16 protein-coding genes are annotated in these 16,183 nt (G+C 67.3%); 11 read left to right on the top strand and 5 right to left on the bottom strand.

What is annotated here, in order from left to right:
- Positions 1 to 46: 46 nt before the first annotated feature.
- Genes BIZ42_RS12785 through BIZ42_RS12770 form a run of 4 tightly spaced genes read left to right on the top strand, consistent with a single transcriptional unit; the run spans position 47 to position 2,939 of the window.
- Positions 47 to 622 carry a nitroreductase gene (locus BIZ42_RS12785; protein ID WP_070426669.1) on the top strand — a complete coding sequence of 192 codons (576 nt, stop codon included), beginning with the start codon at positions 47 to 49 and terminating at the stop codon, positions 620 to 622.
- 1 nt (position 623) lies between these two features.
- Positions 624 to 1,589: a 5'-3' exonuclease H3TH domain-containing protein gene (locus tag BIZ42_RS12780; protein WP_237393507.1), complete on the top strand. Its 966-nt coding sequence runs from the start codon at positions 624 to 626 to the stop codon at positions 1,587 to 1,589.
- A complete protein-coding gene (locus BIZ42_RS12775) occupies positions 1,586 to 2,137 on the top strand; it encodes an NUDIX hydrolase (RefSeq protein ID WP_019182404.1) in 552 nt (183 codons plus the stop codon). Before BIZ42_RS12780 ends, BIZ42_RS12775 begins: the two co-directional genes overlap by 4 nt.
- A complete protein-coding gene (locus BIZ42_RS12770; protein ID WP_070426668.1) occupies positions 2,130 to 2,939 on the top strand; it encodes an N-formylglutamate amidohydrolase in 810 nt (269 codons plus the stop codon). The genes BIZ42_RS12775 and BIZ42_RS12770 overlap by 8 nt, the downstream gene beginning before the upstream one ends.
- A 15-nt stretch (positions 2,940 to 2,954) precedes the next feature.
- Here the strand turns inward: BIZ42_RS12770 and BIZ42_RS12765 are convergent, their stop codons facing one another.
- The gene (locus BIZ42_RS12765; RefSeq protein ID WP_070426667.1) at positions 2,955 to 4,400 is read right to left on the bottom strand and encodes an MFS transporter; all 1,446 of its coding nucleotides are present in this window, start codon (positions 4,398 to 4,400) and stop codon (positions 2,955 to 2,957) included.
- Positions 4,401 to 4,510: 110 nt separating this feature from the next.
- Between BIZ42_RS12765 and BIZ42_RS12760 the strand changes: the two genes are divergently transcribed.
- A complete protein-coding gene (locus BIZ42_RS12760) occupies positions 4,511 to 5,398 on the top strand; it encodes a LysR family transcriptional regulator (RefSeq protein ID WP_070426666.1) in 888 nt (295 codons plus the stop codon).
- Between the two features lie 138 nt (positions 5,399 to 5,536).
- On the opposite strand, the gene pip is transcribed toward BIZ42_RS12760, so the two are convergent.
- Together pip and prmC are read right to left on the bottom strand one after the other, a co-directional pair.
- Positions 5,537 to 6,481: a prolyl aminopeptidase gene (gene pip, locus BIZ42_RS12755; RefSeq protein ID WP_070426665.1), complete on the bottom strand. Its 945-nt coding sequence runs from the start codon at positions 6,479 to 6,481 to the stop codon at positions 5,537 to 5,539.
- Between the two features lie 102 nt (positions 6,482 to 6,583).
- Positions 6,584 to 7,432, bottom strand: a complete 849-nt coding sequence (gene prmC / locus BIZ42_RS12750) for a peptide chain release factor N(5)-glutamine methyltransferase (RefSeq protein WP_070426664.1) — start codon at positions 7,430 to 7,432, stop codon at positions 6,584 to 6,586.
- Between the two features lie 426 nt (positions 7,433 to 7,858).
- Here prmC and ahpC point away from each other — a divergent pair, with 426 nt between their 5' ends.
- The 5 genes from ahpC to BIZ42_RS12725 all read left to right on the top strand — a co-directional run bounded on the left by ahpC (position 7,859) and on the right by BIZ42_RS12725 (position 12,776).
- Entirely contained in the window at positions 7,859 to 8,422 is a 564-nt protein-coding gene (ahpC, locus tag BIZ42_RS12745) for an alkyl hydroperoxide reductase subunit C (protein WP_019182410.1), read from the top strand.
- Positions 8,423 to 8,573: 151 nt separating this feature from the next.
- Positions 8,574 to 10,166 (top strand): alkyl hydroperoxide reductase subunit F, encoded by a 1,593-nt coding sequence (ahpF, locus tag BIZ42_RS12740; protein WP_070426663.1) that lies wholly within the window; start codon positions 8,574 to 8,576, stop codon positions 10,164 to 10,166.
- 91 nt (positions 10,167 to 10,257) lie between these two features.
- On the top strand, positions 10,258 to 11,214 hold the full coding sequence (oxyR, locus tag BIZ42_RS12735) for a DNA-binding transcriptional regulator OxyR (RefSeq protein WP_019182412.1): 957 nt from the start codon (positions 10,258 to 10,260) through the stop codon (positions 11,212 to 11,214).
- A gap of 138 nt (positions 11,215 to 11,352) precedes the next feature.
- Positions 11,353 to 11,760: a nucleoside diphosphate kinase regulator gene (rnk, locus tag BIZ42_RS12730; protein ID WP_019182413.1), complete on the top strand. Its 408-nt coding sequence runs from the start codon at positions 11,353 to 11,355 to the stop codon at positions 11,758 to 11,760.
- Positions 11,761 to 11,813: 53 nt separating this feature from the next.
- A complete protein-coding gene (locus tag BIZ42_RS12725) occupies positions 11,814 to 12,776 on the top strand; it encodes a transaldolase (RefSeq protein ID WP_070426662.1) in 963 nt (320 codons plus the stop codon).
- Positions 12,777 to 13,029: 253 nt separating this feature from the next.
- On the opposite strand, the gene msrA is transcribed toward BIZ42_RS12725, so the two are convergent.
- Together msrA and BIZ42_RS12715 are read right to left on the bottom strand one after the other, a co-directional pair.
- Positions 13,030 to 13,683 (bottom strand): peptide-methionine (S)-S-oxide reductase MsrA, encoded by a 654-nt coding sequence (gene msrA / locus BIZ42_RS12720; protein WP_070427537.1) that lies wholly within the window; start codon positions 13,681 to 13,683, stop codon positions 13,030 to 13,032.
- Positions 13,684 to 13,713: 30 nt separating this feature from the next.
- Positions 13,714 to 13,980, bottom strand: coding sequence for a DUF2007 domain-containing protein (locus tag BIZ42_RS12715; protein WP_019182416.1), 267 nt, complete (start codon positions 13,978 to 13,980; stop codon positions 13,714 to 13,716).
- A 395-nt stretch (positions 13,981 to 14,375) separates the two neighbouring features.
- Between BIZ42_RS12715 and BIZ42_RS12710 the strand changes: the two genes are divergently transcribed.
- Positions 14,376 to 16,124 (top strand): glutamine--tRNA ligase/YqeY domain fusion protein, encoded by a 1,749-nt coding sequence (locus BIZ42_RS12710; protein ID WP_070426661.1) that lies wholly within the window; start codon positions 14,376 to 14,378, stop codon positions 16,122 to 16,124.
- Positions 16,125 to 16,183: the final 59 nt, after the last annotated feature.

The following is a 16,183-nucleotide window of genomic DNA, read 5'->3' as shown; positions in this document are numbered from 1 at the left end:
CGGTCGCGACTATAATCGGGGCATCGTTAAGTCTGATTGAGAACCCATGTCCGTCCCCTCCGCCCTGCACGCCCTGGATGCACGCCGTTCGGTCCCCGCCAAGCAACTGGGTGAACCCGGCCCCGACCCGGCCACCCTGCTGCGGATGCTGACCTCGGCCGTGCGGGTGCCCGACCACGGCAAGCTGGTGCCTTACCGCTTCCTGCGGATCGCCGGCGATGCGCGTCACAGTCTGGGTGCGTTCCTGGCCGAGCGCGCCGTCCAGCGCGACCCCCAGGTCTCGCCGGCCCAGCTGGACAAGGATCGCCAGCGTTTCTCCCATGCCCCGCTGATCATCACCGTCATCGCCAGCCCGCGCCCGAGCCCCAAGGTGCCCGAGGCAGAGCAGCTGATGACCGCCGGCTGCGTCTGCTTTGCCTTGCTGCAGGCCGCCCAGGCGCTGGGCTTCGGGGCGCAGTGGCTGACCGCGTGGATGGCGTTCGACCCGGCCGTGCATGCCCGCCTGGGCCTGGCCGAGGGCGAGCAGATCGCCGGCTTCATCCATATCGGCACCCCGAAAACCGAGGTACCCGAGCGTGAGCGTCCGGACCCGGCCGCGCTGCTGCAGGACTGGGAGGGCTGAGATGTCCGCCCTTCCCGCCGGCCCGGGCATGCCCCCGCCGCCGCTGCGTGCGCCGCTGTATCTGGTCGATGCCAGCCTGTATGTGTTCCGCGCGTGGCACTCGATGCCCGACGAATTCCAGGACCAGCAGGGCTGGCCGACCAATGCCGTGCACGGCTTCGCGCGCTTCCTGCTCGACCTGCTCGAACGCGAGCGCCCGGCCAACATCGCCATCGCCTTCGATGAAGCGTTGGACAGCTGTTTCCGCCACCGGATCTACGCTGCCTACAAAGCCAACCGCGATCCCGCCCCCGATGCGCTGCGCCGCCAGTTCGCGCACTGCAAGGCGCTGTGCACCGCGCTGGGCCTGGCGGTGCTGGCCCACCACGAATACGAGGCCGATGACCTGATCGGCAGCGCCCTGCACGCACGCCGCGACGCCGGCATGCGCGGGGTGATCATCTCCGCCGACAAGGATCTTTCGCAGCTGCTGTTCGAGCATGACGAACAGTGGGACTACGCACGCAACCAGCGCTGGGGCATGGCCGGGGTCAAGGCGCGCCACGGCGTGCATGCGCACCAGATCGCCGACTACCTGGCGCTGTGCGGCGATGCGGTCGACAACATCCCCGGCGTGACCGGCGTGGGTGCCAAGTCCGCCGCCGTGCTGCTGGCCCACTTCGGCAGCCTGGACGTGCTGTATGAGCGCCTGGATGAAGTGCCGTTCCTGCGCCTGCGCGGTGCCGCGCAGATGGCCGTACGCCTGCGCGAACAACGCGAGCATGCGCTGCTGTGGCGTCAGCTGACCACCATCGCGCTGGATGCGCCGCTGGAGGGCGCCGCTGCCGATTTCAGCCGGGGCGTGGCCGATGCACAGATGCTGCAGGGCCTGTGCGATGCGCTGCGTTTCGGCCCGTTGACCCGGCGCCGCCTGTTCGCCGCCGCCGGCCTGTCCGATTCCTCTTCCGTTGCCAGCGAGTTCGCATGAGCCCCGATACGCAAGCCCCCAAGGTCGTTTTTGAAGGCAAGTACCAGCGCATGGTCGTGCGCGGCACGTGGGAGTACAGCGAGCGTACCCACGCCGGTGGCCTGGCCGCGATCATCATTGCGGTCACCCCCGAAGATACCGTGCTGTTCGTCGAGCAGTTCCGCATACCGCTGCAGGCCAGGACCATCGAAATGCCCGCCGGCCTGGTCGGCGACATCGATGCCGGTGAATCCATCGAAGTCTCGGCGGTGCGCGAGCTGGAGGAAGAAACCGGCTGGACCGCCGACCACGCTGAAGTGCTGATGATCGGCCCGACCTCCTCCGGTGCCAGCAGCGAGAAGATCGCCTTCGTGCGTGCCACCGGCCTGCGCAAGGTCGGTGAAGGCGGCGGCGATGCCAGCGAAGACATCACCGTGCACGAGATTCCCCGCGCCCGCGCCGCGGCGTGGCTGGTCGAAAAGATGGGCCAGGGCTACGAGCTGGATGCCAAGCTGTGGGCCGGGCTGTGGATGATCGAACACCACCTGGACGGGACCCCGCGTGGCTGATTCGCTGTTCCATCCACAGACCGGCGCATCACTGCTCGGGCCGGCCGACCCGGCGCCGTTCACCGTGCATCAGGCGCAGGGCCGTTCGTCCTTCGTGCTGATCGCCGACCACGCCGGTCAGCAGGTGCCGGCCGCATTGGACGAGCTCGGCCTGCCGCAGGCCGAGCTGGACCGCCACATCGGCTGGGACATCGGCATCGCCGGGGTCACCGTGGAACTGGCACGGCTGCTGGATGCCTGGGCGATCACGCAGACATATTCGCGGCTGGTGATCGACTGCAACCGGCCGTTGGCTTCGCCCACGCTGATGCCGGCGGTCAGTGACCTTACCGTCGTTCCCGGCAATCAGCGCCTGACAGCGGCGCAGCGACAGCAGCGCATCGACGCGATCCACGCGCCCTACCATGCGCGCATCGATGCCGAGCTCGATACCCGCCACGCGCAGGCCCGGCCGACGGTGCTGGTGATGATGCACAGCTTCACCCCGGTGATGAATGACGCTGCGCGGCCTTGGCATGCCGGGGTGCTGTACCACCGCGACACGCGATTCGCGCTTCCCCTGCTGCAGGCGCTGCGCGATGAAGGCGACCTGGTGGTGGGCGACAACCAGCCCTACGCCGTCAGCAGCACCAGCGACTACGCCGTGCCGGTGCATGGCGAAGGCCGCGGGCTGGTGCACGTGGAGCTGGAGATCCGCCAGGACCTGATTGCCGATGCCGCTGGCCAGCAGGCGTGGGCACAGCGCCTGGCGCGGATCTTCACCGCCCTGCAGCCGCAACTGGACGCACTGCCGCCTGCGTAAGGCTTGGTGATCGATTCAGCCTTCGCCCGCGCACACCGGCGTGGGCGCTGCACGGTCCTGCTGCGGCCGCAGCCACAGCGCCACGCCCACGCCCAGCAACGCGAACAGTGCCGCACCGTACTGCGCGTGGATCATGCCCTGCAGGGCCGCGTCGCTGCTGGCACCGGCGCTGCCACGACCGGCATTGGCCACCATCACCAGCAGCGCCAAGCCCAGCGCACCGCCGATCTGCTGCGCGGTGGCGGCCATGCCCGAGGCCACGCCCTGCTGCGCGGCCGGCACGCCTTGGCCGGCCACGATCCACATCGAGGTCCAGGTGATGCCCTGGCCGAGGCTGAGCACCACGATGCCCGGCAGCAGCGCCCAGTAGGTCGCGCCATACGGCAACGCAACGGCGACCGCGGCGATGCCGATCGCACCGGCCAGCATGCCCACCGCCAGCACCTGGCGCGGCGAACGCTGCGCGAGCATGCGCTCGGCGATGCGGATGCCGAAGGTGCACACCAGGGTGGGGGGCAGAAACGCCAGGCCAGCCTGCAGCGCACTCCAGCCGTAGCCATCCTGGTAATACAGCGCCAGGAAGTAGTACTGCACGCCGTAGCTGCTCATGAACAGCATGGTCAGCAGCATCGCCGCACGCAGGCTGCGCAGGCGCAGCAGCGAGAACTGCATCAGCGGGTCGCGGCTGCGGCGTTCGATCTGCACGAAGGCGGCCAGCATCACCGCCGATACCACCAGACAGATCAGCGTGCGCGGCGCCAGCCAGCCCCACTCCGGGCCCTGTACCAGCGTGGTCACCAGCAGGCTGCCGCCGAGGGTCACCGTGACACAGCCGGCCAGATCGAACGAGCGGCCCGCCAGCGGCGCGGGATCGCGCGGCAGCCACCAGCCGCCCAGCAGCGCGCAGCCACCGGCGAACGGGACGATCACCAGCAGTACCGAGGCCCACCCGAAGCTCTGGGTGAGCACGCCACCGAGCAGGGTGCCCAAGGCCAGGCCGCCGGCGCTGGCCATCGACCAGATCGCCAGCGCGCGGTTGCGCGGCGCGCCTTCGGCGTAGATCGTGTTGATCAGCGCCAGCGTGGCCGGGAACAGCAGCGCCGCGCCGATGCCCTGCACCGCGCGGGCGGCGATCAGCAGCCACGCACTGCTGCTGAACCCACCCACCAGCGAGGCCAGCGCGAACAGCGCCATGCCAAGCCGATAGATACGGCGTCGGCCCAGCAGATCGGCCGCGCGGCCGCCAAGCAGCAGGCAGCCGCCGAAGGCCACCGTATAGCCACTGACGATCCACTGCAGCTGCTGGGCATTGATCTGCAGCTGCGTGCCCATCTCGTGCAGCGCGACGAAGATGATCGTGGAATCCAGCGCGATGATCAGCTGGGCCATCGCCAGCAAAGCCAGGGCGAGGCGTGGAAATGCGGGCGCCGGCGCGCCAGCGGGAGACAGGGGGGAGGTCATGCCGACTCGGTACTGCGTAAGAAGGTGGGCAGTCTCATTGATGACGCTTCATAAATAAACCCGGATACTTCGATATCTGTCATGCATATCCGCATGAATCGGAGGACGTCATGGATCTCAACGCCGTGCGCATGCTGGTGCAGGTGGCGGAGGCGCGCAGTTTCACCCTCGCCGCCGGTCAGCTGGGGATCAGTCAATCCGGGTTGTCGCGCGCGATCGGACGGCTGGAGAGCGCGCTTGGCGTGCGCCTGCTTCACCGCAACACCCGCAACGTCAGCCTGACCCCGGATGGCCGCCAGTTCGTCGAGCACTGCGCGCCGCTGCTGAGTGGGCTGGAGGATGCCGAGCGTCGGCTGGGTGATCGCCCCTCCACGCCGTCGGGCGTGCTGAAGCTGACGGCGCCGTCGATGTTCGGGCGCAAGGTGCTGGTGCCGCTGGCCGGGCAGTTGATGGCGGCACACCCGCAACTGCAGTTCGAGCTGGTGCTCAACGACCGGCTGGTCGATCTGGTCGAGGAAGGCTTCGACGCCGCATTGCGCACCGGGCCGATCAGCGATGTGCGCATGGTGGCGCGCCCCCTGCGGCCGTTGAACTGGGTCACCGTCGCCTCCCCCGCCTACCTCGCGCAGCACGGGGAACCGGCCACCGTGGATGCGCTGCACGATCACGCCTGCCTGGCAGTGCGCAATCTGCGCAGCGGGCGGCTGGTGGACTGGCAGTTCCGCGAGGCCGAGGGCCAGCTGCGCGAGTTCACCCCGCCGGCGCGGATGGTGTTCGACAGCGGCGACCCGCTGGTCGAGGGCGCCCTGGCCGGGATCGGCATCGTGCAGGTGATGGATTTCGCGGTAGCCGATGCACTCGCAGACGGCCGGCTGCAGCGGGTGCTGCAGCCGTTCGAGGGCCGCAGCCGGGCCCTGTCGCTGGTCTATCCACCCTCGCGGCAGGCCTCACCGAAGCTGCAGGTGTTGGCCGAAGCGTTGTTGGGTGGTGATTGGTAACCCGCCGCATCACGACCAACGGTCGTGATCTACCGCATGGTGCACGGGGCGATGGCGATCACGACCAACGGTCGTGATCCACCGCGCGACGTCTGGGGGTGACCCGGCAGGTGCCGACCGTTGGTCGGCACGTCTCCATCAACCCGCGAAGCGATCGGTCGCACGCACCAGTGCGTCGACATTCTCCGCTTCAAACGCGGAATGACCCGAGGCCGGGCTGATCTCGAGCGTCGATTTCGGCCACGCCTTGTGCAGTTCCCACGCACTCTGCAGCGGGCAGACCACGTCGTAGCGGCCGTGCACGATCACGCCGGGAATATCGGCGATGCGGTGCGCGTCGCGCAGCAGCTGGTCTTCCACCTCGAAGAAACCGCCGTTGACGAAGTAGTGGTTCTCGATGCGGGCGAAGGCCAGCGCGAACTGCGGGTCCTGGTGGCTGTTCACGAAGTCGTCGTCCACGTGCAGGAAGCTGGTTGCGCCTTCCCACACGCTCCACGCCTTGGCCGCCGCCAGGCGGGTGGCCTCGTCATCGCTGGTCAGGCGGCGATGGAAGGCCGAGATCAGGTCGTGGCGCTCCACCGCCGGGATGGGCTCGAGGTAGTGCTCCCACGCATCCGGGAACAGGCGGTTGGCGCCTTCCTGGTAGAACCATTCCAGCTCCCAGCGGCGCAGCATGAAGATGCCGCGCAGGACCAGTTCGGTCACGCGCTGCGGGTGGGTCTGCGCGTAGGCCAGTGCCAGGGTCGAGCCCCAACTGCCGCCGAACACCTGCCAGCGATCCACCTTGAGGTGCTCGCGCAGCGTCTCGATGTCGGCCACCAGGTCCCAGGTGGTGTTGTCGACCAGGTCCGCATGCGGCGTGGAACGGCCGGCACCGCGCTGGTCGAACAGGATGATCCGGTACTTGGCCGGGTCGTGGAACTGGCGCATCTTGTCGCTGCAGCCGCCGCCCGGGCCACCGTGCAGCATCACCACCGGCTTGCCATCGGGATTGCCGCACTGCTCGAAATACAGCGTGTGGCGGTCATCGACCTTCAGGGTGCCGACGTCGTAAGGGGTGATGGCGGGATACAGCGTACGCATGACAGGAACTCCATGTGGAATGACAGTCGCCGCATCACGCTGCGCGGCGGCCCGGTGGACAGGTCATTCTAGCCCCGGGGTCGGCGCGGGGCCGGCACGCGGTCAGGCCGCCAGACAGCCCAGGCTCACCCGGTCGCGCTGCTCCAGGTCGCGCTCGGTGCCGACCGACTGGAAACCGGCCTGCTGCAACAACGCGCGGATCGCCTCGCCCTGGTCCCAGCCGTGTTCGATCAGCAGCCAGCCGCCGGGAAGCAGGTGCGCTGCCGCACCGTCGATGATCAGGCGGATGTCGTCCAGCCCATCGGGGCCGGAGGCCAGCGCGGTGGCCGGTTCGAAACGCAGGTCGCCCTGCGCCAGGTGCGGGTCGTCGCTGGCGATGTACGGCGGGTTGGTGGCGATCAGCTCGACGCGCTCGCCCGCCAGCGGCGCGTACCACGCCCCCTGCCGGAAGCTGACATTGTCCAGTGCGTGGCGCTGCGCGTTGCGCGCTGCCACGGCCAGGGCCGCCTCACTGAGGTCGGTCGCGATCACCTGCGCCAACGGCCGCTCGCTGGCCAGGGCCAGCGCGATCGCGCCGCTGCCGGTGCCCAGATCCGCGACCCGCAGCGGGGTATCCGCGGGCAACCGCGCCAGCGCCAGCTCGACCAGCAGTTCGGTCTCCGGGCGCGGGATCAGGGTGGCCGGGCTGACCTCCAGGTCCAGGGTCCAGAAGCCGCGGCGGCCCAGCAGGTAGGCCACCGGTTCGCCGGCCAGGCGCTTGGCGAGCAGGGCCTCGAACGCGGCCACCTGCGCGGGCGCGACCGGATCGGTGGCGTGGGCGAACAACCAGCTGCGCTCACGCTCCAGCACCTGCAGCATCAGCAGTTCGGCTTCATGCCGGCCTTCCACACCCGGCAGGCGGGTGGCGGCATCGGCGAGCAGCTGGCGGACGTCTGGCGGGGCGGCAGTCATGGCGGATCGGAGCAACGTCGGGGCGCGCAGTGTAGTGCACCGGCAGCGGTCGGCCAGGCGTGCGCCAAGGGCCTTCGGCGGCAGCAACGCGATTGAAACTACGCATCGCCACTACATATATAGATTCGTAGGCGCTATCGAGTTCCGTCGAAAAACCGGGCGTTCCGGCACCGCGGCGCCCCGCACCGTTCAGGTTCCCACCGCGGCGCATATGCAGAAGCTATTGAAGCGATCATTCGCCACCGCCCGCTGGTCATTGCGCTGCAACGCTTTTGACGGCCATGGCCATCAACATTCATCGCAGGATCAGACCTTTTTGATAGCCTATAACTATCGCATAGATGCAATCAATGGATTGTCCTTATGGGAACGGAGCCGCTAACCTGTGTTGGTCGCTTCACCCCCCCTTCACCAAGAGGAACAACGATGTCGCTCATCAACACCCAGATCCAGCCGTTCGAAGCCAACGCCTACCAGAACGGCGAGTTCATCAAGGTCTCCGACAGCACCCTGAAGGGTCACTGGTCCGTGCTGATCTTCATGCCGGCCGCGTTCACCTTCAACTGCCCGACCGAGATTGAAGACGCCGCCGACCATTACGCCGAGTTCCAGAAGGCTGGCGCCGAGGTCTACATCGTCACCACCGACACGCACTTCTCGCACAAGGTGTGGCACGAAACCTCGCCGGCCGTCGGCAAGGCCCAGTTCCCGCTGGTCGGCGATCCGACCCACCAGCTGACCCGCGCCTTCGGCGTGCACATCGAAGAAGAAGGCCTGGCCCTGCGCGGCACCTTCATCATCAACCCGGAAGGCGTGATCAAGACTCTGGAGATCCACTCCAACGAGATCGCCCGTGACGTCTCCGAGACCCTGCGCAAGCTGAAGGCTGCCCAGTTCACCGCCGCCAACCCGAACCAGGTCTGCCCGGCCAAGTGGAAGGAAGGCGAGAAGACCCTGACCCCGTCGCTGGACCTGGTCGGCAAGATCTAAGCCGTATCCCATCCCCATCCCCGCCCGCCGGGGATGGGGGTGAACCCAAGCCGGTGCCCCACGCGCCGGTTTCGGTTCACCCCCATGTCGCGCAGATGCACCCGCGGGGTTCGTCGACGCTGTTCCCTTGCCTGAATCAAGGAGTTTTTCGATGTTGGATGCCAACCTCCAGTCCCAGCTGAAGACCTATCTGGAACGTGTCACCCGTCCGATCCAGATCACGGCGCACGTGGATGACGGCGCCAAGTCGCAGGAGATGCTCGAGCTGCTGAACACGCTGACCACGCTGTCGGCGCAGATCAGCCTGGACGTGCGTCGCGACAGCAGCGAGCGCACGCCCTCCTTCGCGCTGACCACGCCCGGCCAGGACATCCATCTGGCGTTCGCGGGCCTGCCGATGGGCCATGAGTTCACCTCGCTGGTGCTCGCCCTGCTGCAGGTCGGCGGCCACCCGTCCAAGGCCACGGCCGAGCTGATCGAGCAGGTGCGCAACCTGGAAGGCGAGTACCGCTTCGAAACCTACTTCTCGCTGTCCTGCCAGAACTGCCCGGACGTGGTGCAGGCATTGAACCTGGCGGCGGTGCTGAATCCGCGCATCCAGCACGTGGCGATCGATGGCGGCCTGTTCCCGGCCGAGGTGGAAGCGCGCCAGATCATGTCCGTGCCGACCGTGTACCTCAACGGCGAAGTGTTCGACCAGGGCCGCATGACGCTGGAACAGATCGTGGCCAAGCTCGATACCGGCGCGGCCAAGCGCGATGCCGAAAAGCTCAGCACCAAGGCACCGTTCGACGTGCTGGTGGTGGGGGGTGGTCCGGCCGGCGCAGCGGCAGCGATCTACGCCGCACGCAAGGGCATCCGCACCGGCGTGGCCGCCGAACGCTTCGGTGGCCAGGTGCTGGACACCATGGCGATCGAGAACTTCATCTCGGTCAAGGAAACCGAAGGTCCGAAGCTGGCCGCCGCGCTGGAACAGCACGTGCGCGAGTACGAGGTGGACATCATGAACCTGCAGCGCGCCACCGCCCTGGTGCCCGCCGGCGATGATGGCCTGGTCGAAATCAAACTGGAAAACGGTGCATCGCTGAAATCGCGTTCGGTGATCCTTTCCACCGGTGCACGCTGGCGCCAGATGAACGTGCCCGGCGAAGATCAGTACCGCAACAAGGGCGTGGCGTACTGCCCGCATTGCGACGGTCCGTTGTTCAAGGGCAAGCGCGTGGCGGTGATCGGTGGCGGCAACTCCGGCGTGGAAGCAGCGATCGATCTGGCGGGCCTTGTGACGCATGTGACCCTTCTGGAATTTGATGACAAACTGCGCGCCGATGAAGTACTGCAGAAGAAGCTTCGCAGCCTGGGCAACGTCACCATCATCACCAGCGCCCTCACCCAGGAAGTGCTGGGCGATGGCCAGAAGGTGACGGGCCTGGTCTACCAGGACCGCGTCGGTGGCGATTCGCACCGGGTGGAACTGGAAGGCATCTTCGTGCAGATCGGTCTTCTGCCCAATACCGAATGGTTGAAGGACACGGTGGCGCTGTCACCGCGTGGCGAGATCCTGATCGACGACCGCGGCCAGACCAGCGTGCCGGGTGTCTTCGCCGCAGGCGATTGCACGACCGTTCCGTACAAGCAGATCGTCATCGCGATGGGCGCCGGTTCCACTGCGGCACTGAGCGCCTTTGATCACCTGATCCGCACCTCCGTTCCCAAGAGCAGCGGCGCTGTCGCCGAAGCTGCCTGAAACGTTTCGGTTCCCGGTTCGCCGGGAACCTTGTCTGTCTGCTGGGTAGCCACGCCATCACCCGGTCCATTGCCGCAAGAGGTCCAAGGAAATGAACCTACGTGATTTGAAGTATCTGGTGGCGCTGGCCGACCACCGCCATTTCGGCAAGGCGGCCGCCGCCTGCTTCGTCAGCCAGCCCACCCTGTCCACCCAGATCCGCAAGCTCGAGGACGAGCTGGGGTTGCCGTTGGTGGAACGTGCCCCGCGCAAGGTCATGCTCACCCCGGCCGGGGTGGAAGCGGCCGCGCGCGCGCGCACCATCGTGGCCGAGGTGGAGCAGATGAAGGAAGCCGCGCGGCGCAGCCGCGATCCCGAAGCCGGCACCGTCCGGCTCGGCATCTTCCCGACGCTGGGCCCGTATCTGCTGCCGCATGTGATCCCCAACATCCGCGAGCGTTTCCCGCAGCTGGAACTGCTGCTGGTCGAGGAAAAGAGCGATGAGCTGCTGACCCGGCTGCGCGAGGGCAAGCTCGATGCCGCCCTGCTGGCACTGCCGCTGGACGATGACCAGCTGCACGCCGAGTTCCTGTTCGAAGAGCCCTTCCTGCTGGCGGTTTCCCAGCAGCACCCGCTGGCCCGCCGCCAGCATCTGGACGTGCAGGAGCTGTCGTCGCAGAAGCTGCTGCTGCTCGAGGATGGGCACTGCCTGCGCGACCAGGCGCTGGCCGTCTGCCGGTTGTTTGGCGCCAACGAGAAATCGGAGTTCCGCGCCACCAGCCTGGAGACGCTGCGGCAGATGGTGGCTGCCGATGTGGGCATCACCCTGCTGCCGACGCTGTCGGTCAAGCCCCCGGTGCCGCGCTCGGACAACATCCGCCTGCTGGACTTCAGCGGCGATGACCGCCCCAGCCGCCGCATCGCGATGGCCTGGCGCCGCAGTTCGGCGATGACCGGGTTCCTGGAACAGCTGGCCCAGCAGTTCAAACGGCTGCCGCAGGGCCTGCTCGCGCTGGAGTCCACCGACGTTCCGGGTGCCACGGCCACGCCGCTGCAACGCGCTGGCTGAGCCTGGCTGAACCGGCCGGCGGGGCCGATACGCCGGACGGGTCGCATCCGTCTACGATTGTCAGCACAATAGGACGAGGCGGTGCCAGCAGGCGCCGCCTTTTTGCATGGGTCTTCCACAAACGCAAGGAGCTACACCATGTCCACTTCCAGCGGACTGCCCCCTTCCATCATTGTTTCAAGCCACGACATGGACCGCCTGGACGCCATGCTCGAGTCTCCCGCTGTCAGCCAGACCCCCGCCGGGATCGCCCTGGCCGAAGAACTCAACCGGGCGACCGTTGTGGCGCCGGACCAGGTTCCCGAGGGCACCGTCATGATGCATTCGCGCGTGGAGTGCGAAGATGAGCTGCAGAACGAAAAGCACGTTCTGACGCTGGTCTATCCGCGCGAGGCCGATGTTGAACAGGGCAAGGTATCGATCCTCGCACCGGTGGGCACCGCCCTGCTGGGCCTGTCGATCGGCCAGACCATGGATTGGGTGGCACCGGGCGGCCGCAAGCTGCGCCTGCGGGTGACCGCCGTCCACCACCAGCCCCACGCCTGACCCCGCCTGCTGCGTCGTCGCGCAGGTTCCACCGTTTCGTCCCAGGAGTTGCAATGAGCACCGTTTCGCTGTCCAAACTCTCCCAGCTGCGTGATCTGTCCGTGGTGGTTGCCGATACCGGCGATTACGAGGCGATCAAGCGCTTGAAGCCGGTCGACTGCACGACCAATCCCACCCTGGTGAAGAAAGCGCTGGACCTGCCGGTGTACGCCGAGCTCATCGAGAGCGCGCTGGCCTGGGGCCGCGAGCAGGGTGGCGAGCGCGAGGCGGTTGTCCAAGCGGTGGCCGATCGCCTGACCGTGGGCGTGGGCACCCTGCTCAGCACCCTGGTGCCGGGCCGGGTCTCGACCGAGGTCGACGCCGACCAGGCGCACGACACCGCAGCGACGGTCGCCAAAGCGCGCCAGTTCATCGCCATGTACGAGGCGGCCGGCGTGCCGCGCAGCAAGGTGCTGATCAAGATCGCAGCAACCTGGGCAGGCGTGGAGGCAGCGCGCCAGCTGCAGGCCGAAGGGATCGACTGCAACCTGACGTTGATCTTCAATCCCACCCAGGCGCTGGCCTGCAGTGAGGCCGGTGCGTTCCTGATTTCGCCGTTCGTGGGCCGCATCCTGGATTGGTATGTGGCCAACGGGCAGGCGCCGGCAAGCATCGATGAAGACCCGGGCGTGGTGTTCGTGCGCGGCGTGTATGCCGAGTTCAAGCGCCGTGGTTCGCCGACGGTGGTGATGGGTGCCTCCTTCCGTTCGACGGCGCAGATCGAGGCGCTGGCCGGCTGCGATCGCCTGACGATTTCGCCGGACCTGCTGGAGAAGCTGGACGCCGATCATGGCGAGCTGCCGCGCAAGCTGGTAGCCGGTGCGGCCGAGTCGGTGCAGGTGACACCGATCGATGCGGCGCGCTTCGCGGCGGATCTGGCGGCCGACCCGATGGCGACGGAGAAGCTGGCAAGCGGTATCGATGCGTTCGCCAAGGATCTGGAGGCGTTGCGCCAGACGATCCGCGAGCGCCTGTAAGCGCTGGCCGTTGGCTCGCTATGCAAAAGGCCCCGCACTGCGGGGCCTTTCGTTTTTGGCGCTTGCGGCAACTGCAACTGCGACTGCGACCGCAACCGCAACCGCTCACTTTCGTCGGGGTTGGCGCGATGTGGGCGTGATTGCTGGACGCGCCGTCGACACATGGCGGGTGCTTCCGGGTGGGCAGCACAGCAGTGAACCCAAGGCCGTCCATTGGACCGGGTAGAGCCGACCATTGGTCGGCTCTGGGGTATCAGGCACCCACACCGATCGGGCAACTGACGCCGGTGCCACCGATGCCGCAGTAGCCGTTGGGGTTCTTGGCGAGGTACTGCTGGTGGTCATCCTCGGCGTAGTAGTACTCGGGCGCCGGGAAGACGATATCGGTGGTGATCGCGCCGTAGCCGCTGTCGTTCAGGCGCTGCTGGTAGGCATCACGGCTGGCCAGGGCGGCGTCGAGCTGGGCCTGGGTGGTGGCGTGGAGCGCGGAGCGGTACTGGGTGCCGGTATCGTTGCCCTGGCGCATGCCCTGGGTGGGATCGTGACTTTCCCAGAAGACCTGGAGCAGGCGCTCGAGCGGGACGATGGCCGGGTCGTAGACGACCTCGACGATTTCGGTGTGCCCGGTAAGGCCGGAGCAGACTTCTTCGTAGGTGGGGTTCGGGGTGACGCCGCCGGCGTAGCCGACCGAGGTCGAGTAGACGCCGGGGATCGTCCAGAATTTGCGTTCAGCGCCCCAGAAGCAGCCCATGGCGAAGCGGATGCGCTCCAGGCCGGTGAAGCTGTCTTTCAGCGGGTGGCTGTTGACGTAATGCTGGTTGTGCAGCAGTGGCAGCGGGTGCTCCCGGCCCGGCAACGCCTCTTCCGGGCGCGGCAGGCGCTGCTTGAAGGCACCGATGCCCAACAGACCGTTTCCAATACCCAACATGGCGTTCTCCTAGGCCGGCAACAGGCCGGCGCTTTCGTCTCCATCGAACATGGGGGCGTCCGGGGCCGCGCCCAAGTCCAGCTGGGCGACGATGTCTTCGGCTTCGGGACGGGCCAGGTCGGGGACGCACACGCGCAGGACGCCGAACAACGGGAGTTCGCCCATGCCGCCCAGCAGCGATTCGCCGAAGACGAAGGCGGGGATTCCCGCATCCTCCAGGGCGTGTTTGACCAGATGGGCGTCGAACAGGTTGTCGGCCTGGTAGATCACGTGCATGGGCGGGCTCCGGAGGGCATGGGGCCAGCATACGCCCGGGGGCTGAAGGTGTGCCGACCCACGGCGGTCATCTTCCAGGCGGAGCCGGATCCGGTCGTGCCGGCCGCTGGTCGGCTCCCGATATCGCCGGCAATGTGCAGCGCCGGCCAGCGGCCGGCACTACCTTTTGTTTCGCGGGTCATGGGGAGCCGGCCAGCGGCCGGCACTACCGACTGCATCTGGCGGGGAAGCCCCCTGAGTCAGGGGGCGGCGCCGAAGGCGCGGGGTCTGGGTGATGGTGAGATGGGGCCCGCGGTTTGCGCAGCAAAACGTGGGGCGACAGCGCGAATGCGGTGGCGCGTCCCCCGACAGGCTAAACTGTTGGTCTTTCTACCTTTTAACTGCGACCGCGCATCATGTCCGAGTCTACCGCCGCCCCCACCGACGCCCTTCCGGAAACCCAGGAAAAACGGGATTTCATCCGTCAGATCGTCCGTGAGGACCTGGCCGGCGGCAAGCATGCCGCGATCAAGACGCGCTTCCCGCCCGAGCCCAACGGCTACCTGCACATCGGCCACGCCAAGTCGATCTGCCTGAACTTCGGCATCGCCGGCGAGTTCAACGGCGTGTGCAACCTGCGTTTCGACGACACCAATCCGGCCAAGGAAGACCCGGAGTACGTGGCCGCGATCCAGGACGATGTGCGCTGGCTGGGCTTTGAGTGGAACGAGCTGCGCCATGCCTCGGATTATTTCGATGCGTACTACCTGGCCGCCGAAAAGCTGATCCGCGACGGCAAGGCGTACGTGTGCGACCTCTCGGCCGAGGAAGTGCGTGCCTACCGCGGCACCCTGACCGAACCGGGTCGCCCGTCGCCGTTCCGCGACCGCAGCGTCGAGGAAAACCTGGACCTGTTCGGCCGCATGCGCGCGGGCGAGTTCCCGGATGGTGCGCGCACCGTACGGGCCAAGATCGACATGGCCAGCGGCAACATCAACCTGCGCGACCCGGCCCTGTACCGGATCAAGCACGTTGAACACCAGAACACCGGCAATGCATGGCCGATCTACCCGATGTACGACTTCGCGCATGCACTGGGCGATTCCATCGAGGGCATCACCCACTCGCTGTGCACGCTGGAGTTCGAAGACCACCGCCCGCTGTACGACTGGTGCGTGGACAACGTCGATTTCGCCCACAACGACGCGCTGACCCAGCCGCTGGTCGATCGCGGCCTGCCGCGTGAGGCGGCCAAGCCGCGCCAGATCGAGTTCTCGCGTTTGAACATCAACTACACGGTGATGAGCAAGCGCAAGCTGATGGCGCTGGTCACCGAGCAGCTGGTGGATGGCTGGGAAGACCCGCGCATGCCGACTCTGCAGGGCCTGCGTCGCCGTGGCTATACCCCGGCGGCGATGCGCCTGTTCGCCGAGCGCGTGGGCATCAGCAAGCAGAATTCGCTGATCGATTTCAGCGTGCTCGAAGGCGCGCTGCGCGAAGACCTCGACAGCGCCGCCGCGCGCCGCATGGCGGTGGTCGATCCGGTCAAGCTGGTGCTGACCAACCTGCCCGATGGCCACGAAGAAACCCTGACCTTCTCCAACCATCCCAAGGATGAGGCCTTCGGTACCCGCGAGGTGCCGTTCGCCCGCGAGCTGTGGATCGAGCGCGAGGATTTCGCCGAGGTTCCGCCCAAGGGATGGAAGCGCCTGGTGCCGGGTGGCGAAGTGCGCCTGCGCGGTGCCGGCATCATCCGCTGCGATGAGGTGATCAAGGACGCCGACGGCACCATCACCGAACTGCGCGGCTGGCTGGATCCGGAATCGCGCCCGGGCATGGAAGGCGCCAACCGCAAGGTCAAGGGCACCATCCATTGGGTCAGCGCCGTGCATGCGGTGCCGGCCGAGATCCGCCTGTACGACCGTCTGTTCTCGGTGCCGAACCCGGACGACGAAACCGACGGCAAGACCTACCGCGATTACCTCAATCCGGACTCGCGCCGCACCGTCACCGGCTATGTCGAGCCGGCCGCGGCCAGCGCCGCGCCGGAACAGTCGTTCCAGTTCGAGCGTACCGGCTACTTCGTGGCCGACCGCCGCGACCACACCGCCGCCAAGCCGGTGTTCAACCGCAGCGTGACCCTGCGCGATACCTGGTCGGCGTAAGCTGCACCCGGCCGGTGCCAGGCACCGGCCACCGCGTGACCCCGGCGCGGCCCTGCATC

The sequence above is a fragment of the Stenotrophomonas sp. LM091 genome, assembly GCF_001806305.1.
GTDB classification, from domain to species: Bacteria; Pseudomonadota; Gammaproteobacteria; order Xanthomonadales; family Xanthomonadaceae; genus Stenotrophomonas; species Stenotrophomonas bentonitica_A.
The sequence above is the reverse complement of the archived record's forward strand: the minus strand, read 5'-3'. Positions and strand labels throughout refer to the sequence as shown.